Source organism: Arthrobacter echini, assembly GCF_008107445.1.
Classification (GTDB): domain Bacteria; phylum Actinomycetota; class Actinomycetes; order Actinomycetales; family Micrococcaceae; genus Arthrobacter_D; species Arthrobacter_D echini_A.
This window is the reverse complement of record NZ_VSLD01000001.1, coordinates 250,016-269,181: the sequence shown is the minus strand read 5'-3', so window position 1 is coordinate 269,181 and position 19,166 is coordinate 250,016. Positions and strand designations below refer to the sequence as shown.

18 protein-coding genes are annotated in these 19,166 nt (G+C 69.3%); 9 read left to right on the top strand and 9 right to left on the bottom strand.

What is annotated here, in order from left to right:
* The first annotated feature begins 104 nt into the window (after positions 1-104).
* Positions 105-1,049 carry an oxygenase MpaB family protein gene (locus tag FQ377_RS01295; RefSeq protein WP_148599438.1) on the top strand — a complete coding sequence of 315 codons (945 nt, stop codon included), beginning with the start codon at positions 105-107 and terminating at the stop codon, positions 1,047-1,049.
* Between the two features lie 239 nt (positions 1,050-1,288).
* On the opposite strand, the gene FQ377_RS01290 is transcribed toward FQ377_RS01295, so the two are convergent.
* Positions 1,289-1,516 carry a hypothetical protein gene (locus tag FQ377_RS01290; protein ID WP_148599437.1) on the bottom strand — a complete coding sequence of 76 codons (228 nt, stop codon included), beginning with the start codon at positions 1,514-1,516 and terminating at the stop codon, positions 1,289-1,291.
* 370 nt (positions 1,517-1,886) lie between these two features.
* Between FQ377_RS01290 and FQ377_RS01285 the strand changes: the two genes are divergently transcribed.
* Positions 1,887-2,900, top strand: a complete 1,014-nt coding sequence (locus FQ377_RS01285) for an o-succinylbenzoate synthase (RefSeq protein ID WP_148600032.1) — start codon at positions 1,887-1,889, stop codon at positions 2,898-2,900.
* Positions 2,897-4,720: a 2-succinyl-5-enolpyruvyl-6-hydroxy-3-cyclohexene-1-carboxylic-acid synthase gene (gene menD / locus FQ377_RS01280; protein ID WP_148599436.1), complete on the top strand. Its 1,824-nt coding sequence runs from the start codon at positions 2,897-2,899 to the stop codon at positions 4,718-4,720. Before FQ377_RS01285 ends, menD begins: the two co-directional genes overlap by 4 nt.
* Here menD and FQ377_RS01275 read toward each other — a convergent pair.
* The 4 genes from FQ377_RS01275 to FQ377_RS01260 form a co-directional block, all read right to left on the bottom strand.
* Positions 4,717-5,493 carry an amino acid ABC transporter ATP-binding protein gene (locus FQ377_RS01275; protein ID WP_316245901.1) on the bottom strand — a complete coding sequence of 259 codons (777 nt, stop codon included), beginning with the start codon at positions 5,491-5,493 and terminating at the stop codon, positions 4,717-4,719. The two genes, menD and FQ377_RS01275, sit on opposite strands and share 4 nt — an antisense overlap.
* 5 nt (positions 5,494-5,498) lie before the next feature.
* Positions 5,499-6,284: an amino acid ABC transporter permease gene (locus FQ377_RS01270; protein ID WP_148599435.1), complete on the bottom strand. Its 786-nt coding sequence runs from the start codon at positions 6,282-6,284 to the stop codon at positions 5,499-5,501.
* 75 nt (positions 6,285-6,359) lie between these two features.
* Complete coding sequence (locus FQ377_RS01265) at positions 6,360-7,160, bottom strand: transporter substrate-binding domain-containing protein (RefSeq protein ID WP_148599434.1); 801 nt, start codon at positions 7,158-7,160, stop codon at positions 6,360-6,362.
* 109 nt (positions 7,161-7,269) lie between these two features.
* A complete protein-coding gene (locus tag FQ377_RS01260; protein ID WP_148599433.1) occupies positions 7,270-8,610 on the bottom strand; it encodes an isochorismate synthase in 1,341 nt (446 codons plus the stop codon).
* A gap of 140 nt (positions 8,611-8,750) precedes the next feature.
* Between FQ377_RS01260 and FQ377_RS01255 the strand changes: the two genes are divergently transcribed.
* The 3 genes from FQ377_RS01255 to FQ377_RS01245 are packed head-to-tail and all read left to right on the top strand — an operon-like array spanning position 8,751 to position 11,933.
* On the top strand, positions 8,751-9,512 hold the full coding sequence (locus FQ377_RS01255; protein ID WP_148599432.1) for a demethylmenaquinone methyltransferase: 762 nt from the start codon (positions 8,751-8,753) through the stop codon (positions 9,510-9,512).
* Complete coding sequence (locus FQ377_RS01250; RefSeq protein ID WP_148599431.1) at positions 9,513-10,829, top strand: geranylgeranyl reductase family protein; 1,317 nt, start codon at positions 9,513-9,515, stop codon at positions 10,827-10,829. It abuts the gene before it with no gap.
* 9 nt (positions 10,830-10,838) lie between these two features.
* On the top strand, positions 10,839-11,933 hold the full coding sequence (locus FQ377_RS01245) for a polyprenyl synthetase family protein (protein WP_148599430.1): 1,095 nt from the start codon (positions 10,839-10,841) through the stop codon (positions 11,931-11,933).
* Between the two features lie 23 nt (positions 11,934-11,956).
* On the opposite strand, the gene FQ377_RS01240 is transcribed toward FQ377_RS01245, so the two are convergent.
* Genes FQ377_RS01240 through FQ377_RS01230 form a run of 3 tightly spaced genes read right to left on the bottom strand, consistent with a single transcriptional unit; the run spans position 11,957 to position 13,552 of the window.
* On the bottom strand, positions 11,957-12,433 hold the full coding sequence (locus tag FQ377_RS01240) for an HIT family protein (RefSeq protein ID WP_148599429.1): 477 nt from the start codon (positions 12,431-12,433) through the stop codon (positions 11,957-11,959).
* On the bottom strand, positions 12,433-12,858 hold the full coding sequence (locus tag FQ377_RS01235) for a hypothetical protein (protein ID WP_148599428.1): 426 nt from the start codon (positions 12,856-12,858) through the stop codon (positions 12,433-12,435). Before FQ377_RS01235 ends, FQ377_RS01240 begins: the two co-directional genes overlap by 1 nt.
* 58 nt (positions 12,859-12,916) lie before the next feature.
* The gene (locus FQ377_RS01230) at positions 12,917-13,552 is read right to left on the bottom strand and encodes a trimeric intracellular cation channel family protein (protein ID WP_148599427.1); all 636 of its coding nucleotides are present in this window, start codon (positions 13,550-13,552) and stop codon (positions 12,917-12,919) included.
* 150 nt (positions 13,553-13,702) lie between these two features.
* On the opposite strand from FQ377_RS01230, the gene FQ377_RS01225 reads away from it, so the two are divergent.
* Positions 13,703-14,668 (top strand): alpha/beta hydrolase, encoded by a 966-nt coding sequence (locus tag FQ377_RS01225; protein WP_148599426.1) that lies wholly within the window; start codon positions 13,703-13,705, stop codon positions 14,666-14,668.
* A 30-nt stretch (positions 14,669-14,698) separates the two neighbouring features.
* Here FQ377_RS01225 and FQ377_RS01220 read toward each other — a convergent pair whose 3' ends face one another.
* The gene (locus FQ377_RS01220; protein WP_148599425.1) at positions 14,699-16,159 is read right to left on the bottom strand and encodes a PucR family transcriptional regulator; all 1,461 of its coding nucleotides are present in this window, start codon (positions 16,157-16,159) and stop codon (positions 14,699-14,701) included.
* A gap of 163 nt (positions 16,160-16,322) precedes the next feature.
* On the opposite strand from FQ377_RS01220, the gene FQ377_RS01215 reads away from it, so the two are divergent.
* A complete protein-coding gene (locus FQ377_RS01215) occupies positions 16,323-17,753 on the top strand; it encodes a gamma-aminobutyraldehyde dehydrogenase (protein ID WP_148599424.1) in 1,431 nt (476 codons plus the stop codon).
* A gap of 26 nt (positions 17,754-17,779) precedes the next feature.
* Positions 17,780-19,165: a 4-aminobutyrate--2-oxoglutarate transaminase gene (gene gabT, locus FQ377_RS01210; RefSeq protein ID WP_148599423.1), complete on the top strand. Its 1,386-nt coding sequence runs from the start codon at positions 17,780-17,782 to the stop codon at positions 19,163-19,165.
* Position 19,166: the final 1 nt, after the last annotated feature.

Below are 19,166 nucleotides of genomic sequence, written 5' to 3'. Positions count from 1 at the left end.
AGGGCACTGCAGCCATCGGCTTGTCAGGGCAGTGTTCTACGCTTCGTAGTGGACTCCTGTCCTTGGGTGTCCGTCGTACCCCGATCTACCGTCGTTGGAGCATCATGCCTCTCAGCTCGATTCCACGCCCCGCCGATCTGGGCCACCGCGTCCGCAACGCGTTTCGTGCCCGGGTTTCCGGTGACCCCACTGGGACACCGGACTGGGTGCGCGACATCGCCCTGGTGGGGGAGGGTCCGGGCTTGTTCGAACCCGACGGCGTCGTCTGGCAGGTCCACGGTGGCCTCTCGACTTTGGTCGGCGGCGTCGCGGCCCTCCTCGGCCAAGGCGCACACCCCCTCGCCATGGCCGGGGTCGCACGTCACTCCTCTTACCGCAGCGACCCCTGGGCACGCCTCGCCGGGACCGCGCGCTGGCTCACCATCACCACCTTCGGCTCCACTGAACTCGCCGAGCGGGACTCGGCACGCGTCCGCCGCATGCACGGGCGGGTCAGCGGCACCACCGACGACGGCCGCGCCTACTCCGCCTCCGACCCAGCCCTCCTGCGCTGGGTGCACCTGGCCTTCACCGACGCCTTCCTCGGCGCCCACGAAGCCGTCGGCCACGACCTCGCCCCACGGTTCGGCCGCACCTGGGCCGACACCTACGTCGCCGACTGGTCCCGAAGCGCACGAACCCTCGGAGCCGAAGACCTCCCGGCCAACCGCCGGGAACTTGCCGAAGCGCTGCGCGAGCTTGAACCCGACCTCGAACCCGTCCCCGCCGAGCTCCTGACGTTCCTCTCCGCACCGGACGGGCTGAACCGGGCCGAGCGGATCTTCTACAGCGGCATCGCCAGCGCAGGAGCGCTGGTCATCTCCCCGTCCGTGGCCCCCCTCGCCGGGGTGCCCGGCCGCGGCGACCGTTCACTCGCGAATCGCCTCCGGTTGCAGCGCACCCGCTTGCAGCTACGGACCTTCCAGCTGGCCCTCGGCCCACATAGCCCCTCCGTGGATGCGGCGCGCTACCGGCTCGGCCTCGCCGGCCCCCCGGACTGGCTCAACTAGACCCCGCCCGCACAGGCCTTCACCCAGGCAGCCCGGCTTCCTGGTCCTCGACGATGCCAATCGCTGAACGCTCACGTCGGTAGTCGATGATGGAGCAGATCAGGAACGCGGAGGCAGCCAGGACCATGGCAAGGATCGACGCGGGCCCCATCCTGCCGGTCACCGCCCGGCGAAGATCGTCGCGCCAATCCCGAACACGAGTGAGGCCCCGAACAGGTAGCGGCTCCAGAGACTCATGATCAGTCGTTCTGGTGGCGGAGCGCGATGATCGCCTTGGCGACGTACACGACGGCCAGGACCGCGATCAGGCCGAAGCCGATAACCAGGTACCAGGCGTCAACCCTCGAGAAGGTCATCACAGCAATCAGCGCGAGCATCGTACCCGCGAACCCATAGATCGCCGCGACGCGCTTCGAGTTGTGTGATCGTGGTGGTGTCTGTGCTTGTTCGTTCGTCGCCATAGTCATGGTCACAATTCTACGGAGGTGTCGTGGCTGGCGCCCGTAGGTGTTCCACGTTCTCGTGCTTCCCCGGTCTCCGCTGGCGCTCCAATCAGGGCAATGGACCTCTCGCTTCGCTCTGGCCTGATGAGGTCCGGGCGCTCCTTCGTCGCTCATTTCCTCCGAGACTTTCTGTCCGATTCCGCCCTACAGGTTGAACACTGCTCGGTCGGGAACGAGCGAGCGAGCTCGCCAGCAGTAAAAAACCACTGTGAGTTCCTGCAGACCGCTGCCGGCTTCGCGGATGTCCGCCGCCCACCGGACCGCCCGACGGCCCGCCGCGCTCCCGTACCCTGAGTGCGTGAGTTCCCACCCCGACGCCCGGCCCGGCTCCGACATGAATGACGACACCCCCGTGCCTCCCATCGAGGAGGTTCTGGCCTCCGCGCGCGTGGTCTCGATCCCCATGCGCGTGAAGTTCCGCGGGGTCCTCGAGCGCGAGGCCCTCCTGGTCCGCGGACCTGCCGGCTGGGGGGAGTTCTGCCCGTTCCCCGAGTACGACGACGCCGAGGCCGCACCCTGGCTCGCATCGGCGCTGGAAGCCGCGTGGCAGGGGTTGCCCGCGCCTGTGCGCTCGTCCATCCCCGTGAATGCGACGGTGCCCGCCGTCGGGCCGGACCGGGTGGAGGCCGTGCTGTCCCGCTTCGGCCGGGTCTCCGCGGTCAAGATCAAGGTCGCCGAGCGGGGCCAGCGCCTGGCCGACGACGTCGCCCGGGTCGCTGAGGTGCGTCGCCTCCTCCCCGACGCCGGCATCAAGCTCGACGCGAACGGCGGATGGACCGTGGACGAGGCGCTCGGGGCCGTCGAGGCGCTGCACCGCTTCGGGCTGCAGTACGTGGAGCAGCCGGTGGCGGACATCCCGGGTCTGCGCTCGGTGCGCCTCGAACTGCAGCGTCGCGGGTACGGTGTCCTCGTCGCCGCCGACGAGAGTGTGCGGCGCCAGGAGGACCCGCTGCTCGTGGCACGCGAGGACGCGGCCGATCTGCTGGTCATCAAGGCGCCACCCCTTGGCGGTGTCCGGCGGGCCCTGGACATCATCGCGCAGGCGGGTCTTCCCGCCGTCGTCAGCTCGGCGCTGGACACCTCCGTGGGCATCCGCTCCGGGGTGGCACTCGCGGCCGCGCTGCCGGAGCTGCCCTACGCCTGCGGTCTCGCCACGGTCTCGCTCATGGCCGGCGACGTGACCGAGTCCTCGCTGGTCCCGGACGGCGGGTTCCTGCCGGTCCGCGAGGTGGAGGTGTCGGAGGTACTCCTGGATCGCTTCGCTGCAGCGCCGGAGCGCAGGCGGTGGTGGCTGGACCGGCTCCGCCGCACGCATGCTGTCCTGTCGGGTGTGAGGATGGGAGCGTGACCGAATCAGCGACCTACCCCGATGCTCCCCTCGATGCCGCGACGGCGGCGGCCCGGGCGGTCGCCGCACTGATCGCGGGCGGCGTCACCGACGTCGTCGTCGCTCCGGGGTCCCGCAGCGCGCCGCTGGCCTACGCACTCGCCGATGCCGAAGCCGCCGGGAGAGTGCGTCTGCACGTGCGCATCGACGAACGGTCCGGATGCTTCACGGCACTGGGGCTCGCGCTCGGCGCGGGTCGCCCCGCGGCCGTCGTGACGACGTCGGGCACCGCCGTGGGCGAACTGCTGCCCGCCGTCATGGAGGCCAATCACGCGGCGGTGCCCCTCGTGGTGGTGTCGGCCGACCGGCCCGCCGAACTGCGGGGGACCGGGGCCAACCAGACCACCGTGCAGCCGCAGCTGTTCGGCGTGCACGTGCGCACGGAGTTCGACGTCGCCGCCGGGGACGACCCGACCGGTCCCGTCACGGCGGCACTCCGGGCCGCACGCGGGGGAGACGCGGAGGACACCCCGCGCGGCCCCGTGCACCTGAATCTCGCATTCCGGGATCCGCTGGTCCCCGACGGCCGAGCCGCGCCCGGGCCCGACACCGCCACCGACACCGCCACCGACACCGACAGCGTCTCCGGCACCGGCATCGCCACCGTCGATGTCACCGCATCATTGGCGGCGTCGGCCGTGCGGGTCACCACCGGGACGACGTTGGCGGACGCTGCCGTGTCAGCCGCCGCACGGCAGCGTCCGCTCCCGCAGGCGCGCGACGACGCGCGCACGGTGGTCGTCGCGGGGCACGACGCCGGCGAGGTCGCGGCTGCATTCGCCGCCCACCTGGAGCTCCCGCTGCTCGCCGAACCGTCGTCGAACGCCCGCTCCGGCAGTAGCGCCGTCGTCGCCTACCGCCTGCTCCTCGAACAGCTCGGGCCGAGCATCACGCGGGTGGTCGTCTTCGGGCGTCCCACTCTCTCACGGCCCGTCGCAGCGCTCCTCGCGCGGTCCGACGTGGAGCACGCGCTCTATCTGCCCGGGCCCGCCGCCTGGTTCGAGGAGGGTCGCCGCCCCGAGCGGATCATCGAAGATCTGTCGGAGCTGCTCCTTTTTGCCGGTCGCGGCGCCGACGGCTGGCTGCGGACGTGGCAGGAGGCTGGAGGGCGGGCGCAGGCGGCCATCCGTGCCGTGCTCGACGGTGAGGAGGCGCTCACGGGACTGCACGTCGCGGAGGCGGTGTGGGTGGGCACTTCCGGCAATCTGGTGCTCGGCTCCTCGAATCCCATCCGGGACGTGGATCTCATGGCAGCCACGGACCGTCACCCGCTGAGGGTCTTCGCGAACCGCGGTCTCGCAGGCATCGACGGCACCATCTCGACGGCCACGGGCATCGCGCTCGCGACGCGCGCCCCCACGCGTGTGCTGCTCGGGGACCTGACCTTCCTGCACGACGTCGGCGGGCTGCTGATCGGCACCGGGGAAGTGCAGCCGGAGCTGCAGCTGGTGGTGCTCAACGACGGCGGAGGCGGCATCTTCGGCCTGCTCGAGCACGGCGCGGAATCGACGGCGGACCGCTACGGCGCCGCCGTCGAGCGCCTCTTCGGGACCCCGCACGCCGTCGACCTCGCCGCACTGGCCGCCGCCCATGGGCTGGCGTACGAGGGGGCGACGACGTATGGGGAGCTGGTGGCGGCGCTGGAGCGGCCCATCCTGGGCCGCTCAGTCCTCGAGGTCCGGACGCAGCGCAGCACGCTCCGTGATCTCCATGCACGCATCCGCCGCGCCGTGCTGGACGCTGCGACGGACGTGGATGCGGCGGCGGAGCTGGGCGGCTAGAGCACCTTCGAGAGGAACAGTTGCGTCCGCTCGTGCTGCGGGTTCCCGAGGACGTCCTCCGGAACGCCCTGCTCCACCACCACGCCGCCGTCCATGAAGACCACGCGGTCGCCCACTTCCCGGGCGAAGCCCATCTCGTGCGTGACCACCATCATGGTCATTCCCTCACGGGCCAGCTGCTTCATGACCTCCAGGACGTCGCCCACGAGCTCTGGGTCCAGGGCGCTGGTCGGCTCGTCGAAGAGCATCATGTCCGGGTCCATCGACAGAGCGCGCGCGATGGCGACGCGTTGCTGCTGGCCACCCGAGAGCTGAGTGGGGAAGGCGTCCGCCTTCTCTGACAGACCCACCTTCTCCAGGTTCTTCCGGGCGACCTCGGCGGCTTCCCGCTTGCCACGCTTCTTGGCACGCCGCTGGGCGAGCGTCAGATTCTGCAGGACCGTCAGGTGCGGGAAGAGATTGAACTGCTGGAAGACGATGCCGATGCGCGTCCGGACGGCGTCGAGATCCGTCTCGCTGTCGGTGATGTCGATCCCCTCCACCACGATGGTGCCGCTGGTGGGCTCCTCGAGCCGATTGACGCAGCGCAGCAGCGTCGACTTCCCGGATCCGGATGGACCGATGACGCAGACCACCTCGCCCTGGTCAACATGGAAATCGATGCCCTTGAGCACTGCGTTGGTGCCGAACGTCTTGCACAGCTCGCGAACCTCGATAGCGGGTGCCGCTGCTGTCGGTCCGCGCCCTGTCTCCTCCGATGCTGTGTGGGACACCGGGATCACCGACCTCTCTTGTTGTGTCGTTCGAGCTTCGCCACCAGCTGCGTGAGCGGGAGCGTGATGACCAGGTACAGGAGGGCGGCGATCACGAGCGGGGTCGCATTGGCCGTGCTCGTCAGCCCGTCGCGCGCGAAGACCGTGAGTTCGCGGTCGCCGAGTGCCATGCCCGCAATGAACAGCAGCGAGGTGTCCTTGATGATGATCACGAGCTCGTTGGTCAGTGGGGGGGTGATGATGCGGAAGGCCTGCGGGAGAATGACCGTGATCATGGTCCACAGCGGGGTGAGACCGAGGGAGCGTGCTGCTTCCATCTGCCCCTTGGGGACGGCCTCGATACCGGCGCGAATAGTTTCCGCGATGTAGGCCGAGGACACGATGATGAGTCCGATCAGGCCGGCGCCCGTACTGCCCCCCGGTGGTTGCCAGGAGAGGGCGATGGGGAGGGCGTACGCGAAGCCGAAGATCACCAGCAGCGCCGGGAGCCCACGGAACAGCTCGATGTACCCGGTGGCGAGCCAGCGGTACGGCAGCACCGGTGAAAGCTTCATGAGGGCGAGCAGGAGTCCTAGGAGGACGCCACCGACGAAGGCGATCAGGGTGTAGATCACGGTGTTCTTCGCGGCCGTGAGCACGATCTCGGGGAAGAGCGAGGCAGCGACGTCGAGGTTGAAGAAGTAGGGCTGGATCCGCCCCCAATCTGCGGACAGTACGACGAACAGGACCACTGCGATGAATACGACGTAGAGAACGCCTTGAACCAGGTGCCTGCGGGTTGAACGTTTCACGCGCGGGATGTACCTTCCTTCGGCGGGGAGGCCCGTGCGGCCGGAGAGCGGTCCGGCCGCACGGGCGGGATCGGGCTACTCCGTGAAATAGGAGTCGTAGATCTCCTGGTACCTGCCGTTGTCGCGCATCGCGGTGAGCTGCTCGTTCACGGCAGCAACGAGATCCTCGGTGCCGTCCTTCTTCATGATGAACCCGTACTGCTCGTCCGTGGGGTACTCCTCGGCAAGCGTGAAGGCACCGTCCTCGGTATGCCCGATGTTGACCGGCAGATCCTGCAGCAGTGCATCTACGCCTCCCGCCTGGATGGAGGCGTACATCTCGGCGTCCGAGGGGAAGGAGACCACCTCGGTGTCCTCCGGCGCGTTCTCACGCGTGTAGGTCTCCCCGGTGGTGCCCTGCTGCACGCCGACGCGCTTCTTGCCCAGATCGTCGATGGAGGCGATATCGGAGCCCTCGGGGACCAGCAGGGACTGCAGGGAGTCGTAGTAGGGGTCGGAGAAGGCGAGACTGGCCTGGCGCTCCTCCGTGATGGTCACCGCGCTGGCACCGACGTCGCACTGCCCGGCGGCGAGGACCGCGCCGCTCTGGAGGCCGTCGAACCCGACGTCCTGCACGGTGAACTCGAGATCCATCCCCTTGGCGACCTCCTTCATGAGATCCATGTCGAAGCCGGTGTACTCCCCGTTCTCCTCGAACTCGAACGGCGGGTAGGGCACGTCGGAGCAGACGGTGAGGGACCCCTCCGAGACGAGGTCGAGGCCGCCGGCCCCGGCGCTGGGGTCGGCGCCGGCGTCGTCGGAACCTCCGCCGCACGCGCTGAGGAGGAGGGTGCCGGCGGCGAGTGCCGCCAGCATTGCGCTTCTGCTGCGATTCATGAATGCCTCACTTGGACGGGAGCGGAGAATGTCCTGCTGATTGTAGCGACGATCGTTGAGATGTGCGTCACAGGCTACAGGCTTTGCCTATTGGTAACCAGAGCCGGGATCAGCGCCGAATACCGAGGGCCTCGATCATCGGCCGGAACTTGCTCCAGGTCTCCGCCAGCTCGGCCTCGGGCGTGGAGCCCTCCACGATGCCGCAGCCGGCATAGAGCCGCACGCGGGTGGGTGTCTCGATCACGGCGCCGCGCAGCGCGATACCCCATTCACCATTGCCGCCGGCGTCGATCCAGCCCACGGGCCCGGCGTAGGGGCCGCGCTGCAGGTGCTCGAGTTCGCGGATCAATGCGCCGGCCACGGTGGTCGGGGTGCCGCAGACGGCTGCGGTGGGATGCAGCGCCTGCACGAGGGCGAGCGAGGTCGGCACGTGACCGTCGTCGTCCGCCGTCAATCGCGCCGTGACGTCCGAGGCGAGGTGCCACACATTGGGCAGCTGCAGGACGAACGGCTCGCTGTGGGAGGTCATCGAACTCGTGAACGGAGCGAGGGTCTCGGTGAGCGAGTCGATGGCGATCTGATGCTCGTGCAGTTGCTTCTCGGACCCGGCGAGGACGCGTTCGGCATAGCCGGGATCATCGGCCGGCGCATCGGCCCGATCCAGCGTGCCGGCCAGCACCCGTGCCTCGGCCGTGTTGTTCTCCACCTTGATGAGCATCTCCGGCGTCGAGCCGATCAGGCCGTCGACGGCGTAGGTCCAGCAGTCCTCGTACCGCACGGCGAGCTCGCGCAGAACGTGCGCCGTCGCGATCGGCCGCTCCAGCTCGGCGACGATGTCGCGTGCGAGCACGAGTTTGCTCAGCTCACCCCTCCGGACGTGCTCGACCCCCTCGGCGACGGCCCGCGTGTACTGATCCTCGGTCAGGACGCCGGGCGCGAGGCGGTCACCCGGGCTGGGGGAGCGGTCCGCGGCGGGCTCCAGGAGCCACGCGGCAAGGGCCGCCTCCGCGGCTGCTGCACTCAGTTCCGCCTCGGGATCGCGGGTGATGTAGGTCAGCCAGCTGCGACCCTCTGTGCACCCGACCACTACCTCGGGGACGATCAGGCGTGATGCGTGCGGTGAGGTCTTGGAGAACGCGAACGAGCCGAAGGCGATCAGGCCCGATCCGGGGATGCCGAGTTCATCGAGTACCTCGGCGCCGGCCAGCTCGCGCCGCCACCAGTCCTGCGCCCGGGTGAAACGGTCCGGTCCGGTCACGGTGAACCGGGTGATCTCCCCGTATCCCACCAGCCCGCCGCCCCGCCGGATCCAGGTGTGCGCGTCGTCGCGCACCACGTACTCGAGGAGTCCGGTCCGGGGGTCCAGGTCTTCTCGAGCCACCGTGATGCTGCGGAGCCCGCTGGACTGTCCGTGCGCAGGCGTCAGCGCGGTGAGGGACGGAGTGCTCATGATTCCCCAGCGTACTCCGGGGGCGCTGATCCGGACCGCCCGCTGCGGTGCAGGGACCGGCGTGGACGCCGTCGCCGGCCCTCATGGCAACCCGGGGGATCGTGATTGGGTGACCCGCGTTTGTTTGAGATGATGGACAGGTGAATCGTGCATCCCTGGAGAAGCGCCCTGACGAAGTGGCGGCCATGTTCGACGACGTGGCGCCGAAGTACGACGTCGTCAACGACGTCCTGTCCGTGGGACAGGCGCGCCGGTGGCGGCGCATCGTCGTGGACGCGGTGGGCTCCGAACCTGGGGGGCGCGTGCTCGATCTCGCGGCCGGCACGGGAACCTCGAGCGAACCCTATGCTGACGCCGGGATCGACGTCGTCGCGTGCGACTTCTCCCTCGGCATGCTGAAGGTGGGCAAGCGCAGGCGGCCCGACATCGACTTCGTGGCCGGGGACGCCACCGAGCTGCCCTTCGCGGACAACTCCTTCGACTCCTCGACCATCTCCTTCGGCCTGCGCAACGTGAACGAGCCCAAGAAGGCCCTCGAGGAGCTGCTGCGCGTCACCCGACCCGGCGGGAGGCTCGTCATCGCCGAGTTCTCGCAGCCCACCGCTGCACTCTGGCGCACCGCCTACACCGAGTACCTCATGCGAGCACTGCCGGCGATCGCCCGCAGGGTCAGTTCCAACCCGGACGCCTACGTGTACCTCGCGGAGTCCATCCGGGCCTGGCCGGGCCAGGACGGGCTCGCGGCGTGGATCGCCGAGAGCGGCTGGGAGGACGTCGAGTACCGGAATCTCAACGGGGGCATCGTCGCGGTACACCGTGCCTTCAAGGCGCCTGCCGCGCCCGGTGAGGAACCGCTGCGGCCCGGTCAGGTCCGCCTGACCCGCCAGACGACGGCCGTCTAGGTGTCGGTCCTCATCGTCGGTGCCGGCCCGGCCGGATCCACCGCCGCCTACTATCTCGCGAGCGCCGGCATCGAGGTCACGGTCCTGGAGAAGACGTTCTTCCCCCGCGAGAAGGTGTGCGGTGACGGGCTGACGCCCCGTGCCACGCGCGAGGTGCAGCTGCTCGGCCTGCCGCACGACGAGAGCGAGGGGTGGCGCCGGAACAAGGGCCTGCGCCTCATCGCGGGCACACGCACCGTCGAGGTGCCCTGGCCCGAACTCAGCGACTTCCCCGACTACGGCCTGGTCCGCACCCGGCTCGGTTTCGACGAGGCCCTGGCACTGCACGCCCGCACTGCCGGCGCCACCATCCTCGAGGGTCACGCCGTGTCCTCCGCGGTGCGCGACGACGCCGGGCGCGTCACCGGCGTGGAAGTGAACCTGCTCGACGCCGGCGGTCGCAAGACCGGCGAGACGCGCTCCTTCTCGGCCGACGTCGTCCTGGCCGCCGACGGCAATTCGACGCGCACGGCTGTCAGCCTCGGGATGCAGAAGCGGGACGACCGGCCCCTCGGCGTCGCCGTGCGCACCTACTTCACCAGTCCGCGCACCGATGACGAGTGGATGGAGGGCTGGCTGGAACTCCCCGACGCCACCGGCAAGCCCCTGCCCGGTTACGGATGGGTCTTCGGCGTAGGCGACGGCACCTCCAACGTGGGTCTCGGTATCCTCAACTCCTCCGCGGAGTTCGGCAGACTGGACTACAAGCAGGTGCTGCGCGACTGGACCGCGGCCATGCCCCCCGAGTGGGGCTTCACGCCGGAGAACCAGGTCGGTGAGATCCGCGGCGCGGCGCTGCCCATGGGCTTCAACAGGACGCCGCACTACAGCCCCGGACTGCTGCTCCTCGGGGACGCCGGCGGCATGGTCTCGCCGTTCAACGGCGAGGGGATCTCCTACGCCATGGAGTCCGCACGATACGCGGCCGAGTTCATCGAGCGCGCACAGGGCATCTCCTCTCCGCTCGGACGGGACCAGGTCATGTCCGGTTACGCGCCCTACGTGCGCAGCCGGTGGGGCAGCCACTTCACGCTCGGGCGGGTCTTCGCGCAGCTGATCGGGAAGCCCGCCGTGATGTCCCTGGCACTGCGGACCGGTATGCCGATCCCGCTGCTCATGCGGTTCGTGGTGCGCATGCTCGCCAATCTCACCGATGCCGGCGGCAAGGGATTCGAGGACCGCGTCATCCGCCTGCTCGAATCGCTCGTGCCCGCCACCACCAACCAGCCGCCGGCGGCGCGGCTGCTGCGTGCGCAGGGAGCGGGCGCACGTGGTTAGGCTTAGACGGTGACGCACTCCTTCAGCCCCGGCTGGACCAACGTGGGCCCGGGCAGCGCCCCGGACGCGGCGGACCCCCGGGACGAGGCGGATGCCCTGCGCCTGCCGCCGGGCTTCGCCCTGATCGCCGAGGACCCCCAGCTGGGGCCCTCGGTGTCGTCATGCCTCGCCGAGGTCGAGACGCAGCTCCGCCATGCCATCTCCAACTCGGATCCCCTGGCCGATGCCACGAGCCGGCACCTCGTCGAGGCCGGCGGCAAACGCATCAGGCCACTGCTCACCATCCTCGCGTCCCATCTGGGCACACCCGCCACGCCGCAGGTCGTCCAGGCGGCCGTCGTCGTCGAACTCACCCATCTTGCCACCCTCTACCATGACGACGTCATGGACTCGGCCCCGTACCGCCGCGGTGGACCCACCGCACACGAGGTGTGGGGCAACTCCGTGGCCATCCTCACCGGCGACCTCATCTTCGCCCGGGCCTCCATCCTCGTGTCCGAGCTGGGCGGGGAAGCGCTCGGTATCCAGGCGCGCACCTTCGAGCGACTGTGCCTGGGCCAGCTGCACGAGACCGTCGGACCCCGCGAGGGCCAGGACGACCTGGAACACTATCTCTCCGTGATCGCCGACAAGACCGGCTCGCTCGTCGCCGCTTCGGGCCAGCTGGGCGCCATCTTCGCCGATGCCCCCCGTGAGGTCGTGGACGTCATGGTCTCCTACGGCGAGAAGGTGGGCGTGGCCTTCCAGCTGGCCGACGACGTCATCGATGTCACCGGGCTGAAGGTCACCTCCGGCAAGGCGCCAGGCACCGATCTGCGTGAGGCGGTGCCGACACTGCCGGTGATCCTGCTGCGCCGCGCCGCGGCCGGGGGTGACCGGTCTGCCGCCGATGTCCTCGCGCTGGTCGACGGCGACCTCTCCTCGGACGAGGCCCTCGCCGGGGCCGTCGCCGCCCTGCGGGGACACCCGCAGACACAGGAGGCGTGGGCGGTGGCCCAGCGGTGGGCGGACGCCGCCGTCGCTGCCCTGGACCCCCTGCCGGACAGCGTGGTGAAACAGGCTCTGACGAGTTTCGCGCAGGCCGTGGTCAGCCGCGAGGTGTAGACCGCGCCCCCGGGTGACGGCTCCTACTGCGGCGGGAGGAAGGCACGCAGTTCGTCGGCTTTCCGGGCGCGGATCCCCGGGTCGACGACGGGCCGCTTCGGGGTGAAGTAGAAGCCGTCGTCCTCCCAGCGCGGCAGGACGTGCTGGTGGTAGTGCCACACGTGCTGGCTCCCCGCGGGTTCGTTGTGCTGCCGGGTGGAAATGCCGTCGGGTGCCCAAGCACGCTTGATCGCGATCGCGATGTCGCGCGTGAGCGTCATGATCCGGGCCGCGACGTCGTCGGGCAGTTCGTAGAGCAGCTCGACGTGGTCGCGGGGTGTGATGAGCACGTGGCCGGGATTCGGTTCGAATCCGTGCGAGGCGATGAACGCCAGGGCGAGATCATCGGAGTGGATGACATCGCCGGGTCGGCACAGATTGCCGGGATTGCCGAAGTCCCCTCGCGCCAGATCGCAGAACGGGCACTGGTAGCCCTCGGGCGCATGGTGGGTGAAGTCCATCAGTCGTCCTCCCCTTCTTCGAAGACCCACTCGAACAGGTCCAGGACGTACTCGCTGAACGTGCCCTCCTCGCTCTGCCATTCGCCGCGGGCATTGTTGCGACGCCAGACGATGGGATCGGGGACATCGAGCTGGTCGGCTCTCATGCCCCAGGCGTACTGCTCGTCCTCGTCCTCGAGGAAGAGCAGGAAGCCGTCCTCGATCTCGAGTTCGTCGGGGTCCCAGAAGAAGTGGAACGCCTCCATGATGTCCTCGGTGGCGCCCACCGCGCGGTAGAACTCCCACAGGGCCAGCGGCGGGTCGATCCCCTTGCCGTGGAGCATCTCGGAGAGTTCGAGCTCGGACAGGCCGTCCTCCTCGACCCACTCGTCCTCGAAGTACTGGGGCACGAGGCCACGGAATTTGTCGGCGAAAAGCTCGGTCACAGGTACTCCAGGAGAGGTGGCGGGCCTCCCATCCTAGCCGCCGGCGACACGGCCGGAGCTACGGACGTGCACTCCAGGTCCTCGCCGCCAGCGGTGCGTGCCAGCCGTAGCGCCAGGCGAGGACGCGCAGGGAGAACACGAGGGAAGCCGCAAGGATCCCGGTGACGATCGTGAAGGTCCCCGTCAGGTACAGGACGGTGACGATGGTGGCCCCGAGCAGGGCGGGCAGGGCATAGATGTCGCGTGGGTCGAACAGCTGCGGGATCTCATTGGCGACGACGTCGCGCAGCAGGCCGCCGCCCACCGCCGTGGTGACACCGAGCAGGGCCGCCGAGACGGGATGCTGCCCCAGCTCGAGGGCCTTGACGGTCCCGGTGATGCAGAAGAGTGCGAGCCCGGCCGCGTCGAACAGGACCAGGACCTGCCGCACGCGCTCCACGCCGGAGAAGACGAAGTAGACCAGCACCGTGGCGAGCAGCGGGGGTACGAGGTACGCGGGGTTGTTGAAGGCCGCCGGGGGCACGTCGAGGATGACATCGCGGACCACGCCGCCGCCGAGCGAGGCGAGGGACGCGAGCAGGAGCGATCCCACGAGGTCGAAGCTCTTCCGCGCGGCCAGCAGGGACCCGGAGACCGCGAAGAAGAGGACGCCGAGGAGATCGGCGGCGAGGGCTATCTGTGATGCGGTGTCCATGTCCTCCTTCGGCATGCCGGTTGCTGTGGTTGCACCGGGTGGATCGACGTGCCCGGCAGCAGGCGGGCGGAGTCGCCGGGTCCGGCGGTGGAGCCCTGATCAGCATGACAGAGGCGGCGGCATCGGACGCGTCAGCACTAGGCTGGGCCGATGACGAACGGATCCGCTCCCTCCGAGAGTATCGAACCGAGCGCGCAGGACGGCTCCCGTGCCATGCGCCTCGCGTCCCGCCTGATCAGCTTCCTGCCCACGAAGAAACAGCTCGCCGACACCGACTGGGTCAAGCGGACCTACGGGGGCCGCTCCTACCCGGCGGCGGCGGCGATCCCCTGGACGTTCAAGCAGAAGCACACCATCCAGGAGACGACGATCGACGGTGTGCGCACCATCACGGTGCGGCCCGTCCTCGGAGCCACGCGCTCGCACATCATCTACACGCACGGCGGCATCTACATCAACGAGCTGGGCCGTCCGCACTGGTGGATCATCGCGGAGCTGACCCGGCGCACGGGCGCCGCCGTCACCGTTCCCCTCTATCGCCTCGCCCCGGAGAGCACCTACCGCGAGGCGTTCGGCTATCTGGTCTCCGTGTACCGCGAGGTGCTGCGCACGGCTGCTCCCGGGGACGTCACCCTGATGGGTGACTCCGCGGGCGGCGGTCTTGCGATAGCCCAGCCGTGGGCCTTCCGTGAGGCCGGGCTGCCCGCGCCCGGCCGGATCGTCGCGTTCTCCCCCTGGCTCGATGTCACGGGAACGAACCCGCAGATCCCGAAGTACGACGCCGTGGACCCCATGCTCTCGGTGGCCGGGGGTGTCCAGGCCGGGCTGTGGTGGGCCGCCGGGGACGATCCGCGCACGCCGCTGATCAGTCCGGCGTGCGCGCCGGCCACGCTGCTGGAGACGGTGCCGACAACACGGATCTACCAGGGCACGCGCGACATCTGCATGGCCGACGCCGCGGTGTTCCGGGACCGTGCCGTAGCAGCAGGAGCGAACGTCACCATGAGGGTCTATCCGGGTGGATTCCATGTCTTCCCGGCGTTCCCCCGCCTGCCGGAGTCGAAGGAGGTCTACGCGGACATCGCCGAATTCCTCGGACGGCCCGCACTGCCCTGACCCGCCCCCGGACGGGAGGCCGGTCGAGGGTCAGCGATCGTTGCGGTGCAGGGCTCTGACCCGCAGGGCGAGATAGAGGTGGACCCGATCCGCGGTGACGGCCGGATCGTAGCCTGAGAGGGTGACGACCTGCTGGAGGCGATAGCGGATGGTGTTGCGGTGCAGGTCCAGATCCGCGGCCACGGCGGCCACCGAGCCGTCGAGATCGAGGTACCGCTGGAGCGTGAGGGTGAGCCCGGCCCCGTGGGCGTCGTCGAAGGCCTCGAGGGGGCGCAGGGTCTCCGCCGCCAGATCGGCCAGGGGTACGTCGGCACTGGACAGCAGCAGCGAGGTGAGGCTGAGACGGTCCGCGATATTCAGGCTCTGCCCGCGCAGGAGGGCCTCGCGGGCCTCGTAGTAGCTCCAGCGCAGGCCGTTCGGCTGGGTGTAGGTGCCGCCCACGCCGATGCGCGCGGTCAGCCCGGCGCCGTGCAGATACCGGGTGAGGTGCATCGGATCGGGGGTTCCCGACGACGGCAGTACCAGCACGAGCTGATCGTCGACGAGCCCGGACGAGACGCCGTCCCACCCGTCCGGCAGCGGGAGGGTGCGCAGGGCCCGACGCTGCCCCGACGCCACGGCGACGATCAGCACACTGTGGCGCTTCGTCGTGTCCATGCCGGAGCTGGCGAGTCTCGCGGCGGCGTCCGGCCCGGCCAGGGTGCCCCGGACCACGTCCTCCAGCAGCTGACCGAGGGCCATCCGTGCTCCCGTACGATTGCGCGCCTGATTGGTGAGCTCCACCGAGATGAGGCTCTGCGCATAGTCCACCACGGCGGTGCGGACGTAGGGTTCACCGATCGCCAGCGTGCATCGGTCCTTGAGCCCCGTGGCGATCGGCAGGCGGTGCCACGCCGGATCGGCGGTCCGTTCGGACACGCCTGCCGAGCGCACGGTCGTGCGTCGGGGCGCGGGAGCGCCGGCGATCCGCGCGCCGTACTGGAACAGCGCCACCTCGGTGCCGAGCATCCGTGCCAGCTGAGCGAGGAGGGCGCCGAGTCCTCCGGCGCCGAGCAGGGCCGAGGCCAGCACGGCGTGTCCCTCGAGCAGGTCCTCCAGCCCGGCGTAGTGGTCGGCCGACAGGGCATCGGAGACCTTCTTCCCGATGGCGATGAAAGGCACCTCGTACGGGACGAGGAAGACGGGCAGTCCGACGGCGTCGGCCGCCGCCACCAGGACGGGAGGGACCCGGTCGTGGGCGAAGCCCACACCGAAGCCGATGGCGAGGGCGCCTGCAGCATGCGTCCGTCGGACGAAGCGGCGCTGGGAGGACTCCGTGAGCAGTCGCACCCCGGTGGTCAGCACCACCTCGGCGCCGTTGAGGAAGGGCGCCGGATCCTCCAGTTCTGTCAGGGCGACCCATTGGATGGGGAGCGAAGAGGCTTCGGTACGACCCACCGGCACCAGCTCGAGGGCGGGATCGGCAAGGAGGTCGGGGAGCGAGAGAGCCATAGGACCATGCTAGGAGAAGTCTGTGCTGCTGCACCACCGACCAGGCCTCGCCCTGTGCAACTAGCTGTGGCGAGGGCTTGCCGGCGCCGGTACCGTGACCACAACAGATGTGACCGGATGTCCGATGATGCCGTGTCATCACCCTCGTGAAAGGCAGTGCAGCGTGGCCGAGACCCTTCAGAACTTCATCGACGGCGACTTCGTGACGCCCGCCGGAACCGACCTCCTGGACATCGTGAATCCGACCAACGGCGAGGTCGTGGCGCAGTCGCCCGTCTCGTCGGACGCCGACGTCGACGACGCCATGCAGGCGGCTGCCCGGGCGTTCCCCGCCTGGAAGCGGACCACGCCGGGTCAGCGCCAGCTGATGCTGCTCAGGCTGGCCGATGCCGTCGAGGCCGCCGCCGAGGAGCTCGTCGAGGCCCAGCACCGCAATACGGGCCAGGTGCGCGAGATGATCGCCACGGAGGAGGTTGCAGCCGGGGCCGACCAGCTTCGGTTCTTCGCCGGAGCGGCCCGCATCCTCGAGGGCAAGTCCGCGGGGGAGTACATGGAGGGCCACACCTCCTACGTGCGGCGGGAGCCCATCGGCGTCGTAGCGCAGGTGGCACCGTGGAACTATCCGTTCCTCATGGCCGTCTGGAAGATCGGCCCGGCGCTCGCAGCGGGCAACACCGTGGTGCTCAAGCCCAGCGACACCACCCCGGAATCGACCCTCGTCCTCGCCCGGCTCACGCAGGGCATCCTTCCCGACGGCGTGCTGAACGTGGTGCTCGGCACCGGGGAGACAGGGGCGGCCATGGTGGAGCACCCGGTACCCGGACTGGTGTCCATCACCGGGTCGGTGCGCGCGGGTATCGCCGTCGCCTCGGGTGCCGCCAAGGGACTCAAGCGGGCCCACCTGGAGCTGGGCGGCAAGGCCCCCGCCGTCGTGTTCGCCGACGCCGACCTGCAGAAGACGGCGCAGCAGATCACCGAGTTCGCGTTCTTCAACGCCGGGCAGGACTGCACCGCCATCACGCGGATACTCGTCCACGAGGATGCCCACGACGAGCTCGTCGCGGCGATGGTCGAGCACACGAAGACCCTGACCACGGGCAGCGCCGACGATTCCGAGAACTACTTCGGACCGCTCAACAACATCAACCACTTCAATGCGGTCAATGCCGTGATCGATGCGCTGCCGGCCCACTGCAGCATCGCCACGGGCGGCAAGCGAGCGGGTGAGAAGGGCTACTTCTTCGAGCCCACCATCGTCACCGGGGCCAGGCAGGACGATCGGGTGGTGCAGCAGGAGACCTTCGGCCCGGTCCTGACCGTGCAGACGTTCAGTACGGAGGAGGAGGCCGTGGAACTGGCGAACGGGGTCGACTACGCCTTGGCCTCCAGCGTCTGGACCACCGACCACGGCACGGCGATGCGCGTCTCCCGGGACCTCGACTTCGGTGCGGTCTGGATCAACACGCACATCATGCTCACCGCCGAGATGCCGCACGGAGGGTTCAAGAGTTCCGGCTACGGCAAGGACCTCTCCATGTACGGCGTGGAGGACTACACCCGCATCAAGCACGTCATGACCGTGCTGGACGCCTGAAGAACTCCACGAGGAAGGGAAGTCGCATGACAACGTATGCAACAACGCCGGGAGCCACGGCACCGGCCACCAGGATCGAGCAGAAGCGCCACATCAACGGCACCTTCCCCGGCCCGAAGTCCGCAGCACTGGCTGCGCGCCGCGCGCAGGTGGTCGCCAAGGGCGTCGTCTCCGGGGTCCCCGTCTACGCGGCGGACGCGGACGGGGCGATCGTCCGTGACGTGGACGGCAATTCGTTCATCGATCTCGGCGCCGGCATCGCGGTGACGAGTGTGGGTGCCTCCGATCCGGCCGTCGTCGCCGCCGTCAGGGACCAGGTGGAGCATTTCACGCACACCTGCTTCATGGTGACGCCCTACGAGGGCTACATCGCCGTCGCGGAGCAGCTCGCAGAGCTGACACCGGGGGACTTCGAGAAGCGCACGGTCCTGTTCAACTCCGGTGCCGAAGCCGTGGAGAACGCCGTGAAGGTGGCGCGCCTGGCCACCGGTCGGAACGCCGTCGTCGCCTTCGACCACGCCTATCACGGCCGCACCAATCTGACCATGGCGCTGACCGCCAAGACGATGCCGTACAAGACCGACTTCGGTCCGTTCGCACCGGAGATCTACCGGGTACCGATGAGCTACCCGTTCCGCGAGGAGAACCCGGACATCACGGGTCCCGAGGCCGCCCAGCGTGCCATCACGATGATCGAGAAGCAGATCGGCGCCGGCTCGGTGGCCGCGATCATCATCGAACCCGTGCAGGGGGAGGGCGGCTTCATCGTGCCGGCTCCCGGTTTCCTCCCGGCCCTCGCCGAGTGGGCCGCGGCCAACGGCGTCGTGTTCATCGCCGACGAGGTGCAGTCCGGGTTCTGCCGCACCGGTGAGTGGTTCGCCGTGAACCACGAGGGTGTGGTGCCGGACATCATCACGATGGCCAAGGGTATCGCCGCGGGTATGCCGCTCTCGGCGATCACCGGACGCGCGGATCTGCTCGACGCGGTCCACGCCGGCGGGCTCGGCGGGACCTACGGCGGCAATCCCGTGGCCTGCGCAGCGGCGCTCGGTGCCATCCGGACCATGAAGGACCAGGACCTGGTGGGCCGGGCCAGGTCCATCGAGGCGCAGGTGATGGAGCGCTTCGCCACGCTGCAGTCCGAGCTCGGGGAGCACAGCATCATCGGTGAGATCCGCGGCCGGGGGGCCATGCTGGCCATCGAGTTCGTGGAGCCCGGCGGTAAGGTCCCCAACCCGGAGGCCACGAAGGCCATCGCCGCACAGTGCCTGCGGGAAGGCGTGATCATCCTGACCTGCGGGACCTACGGGAACGTGATCCGGCTGCTCCCGCCGCTCGTCATCAGCGACGAACTGCTCGCCGACGGACTCGAGGTGCTCGCGCACGCGATCCGGAGCGTCCAGCCCGGCTGAT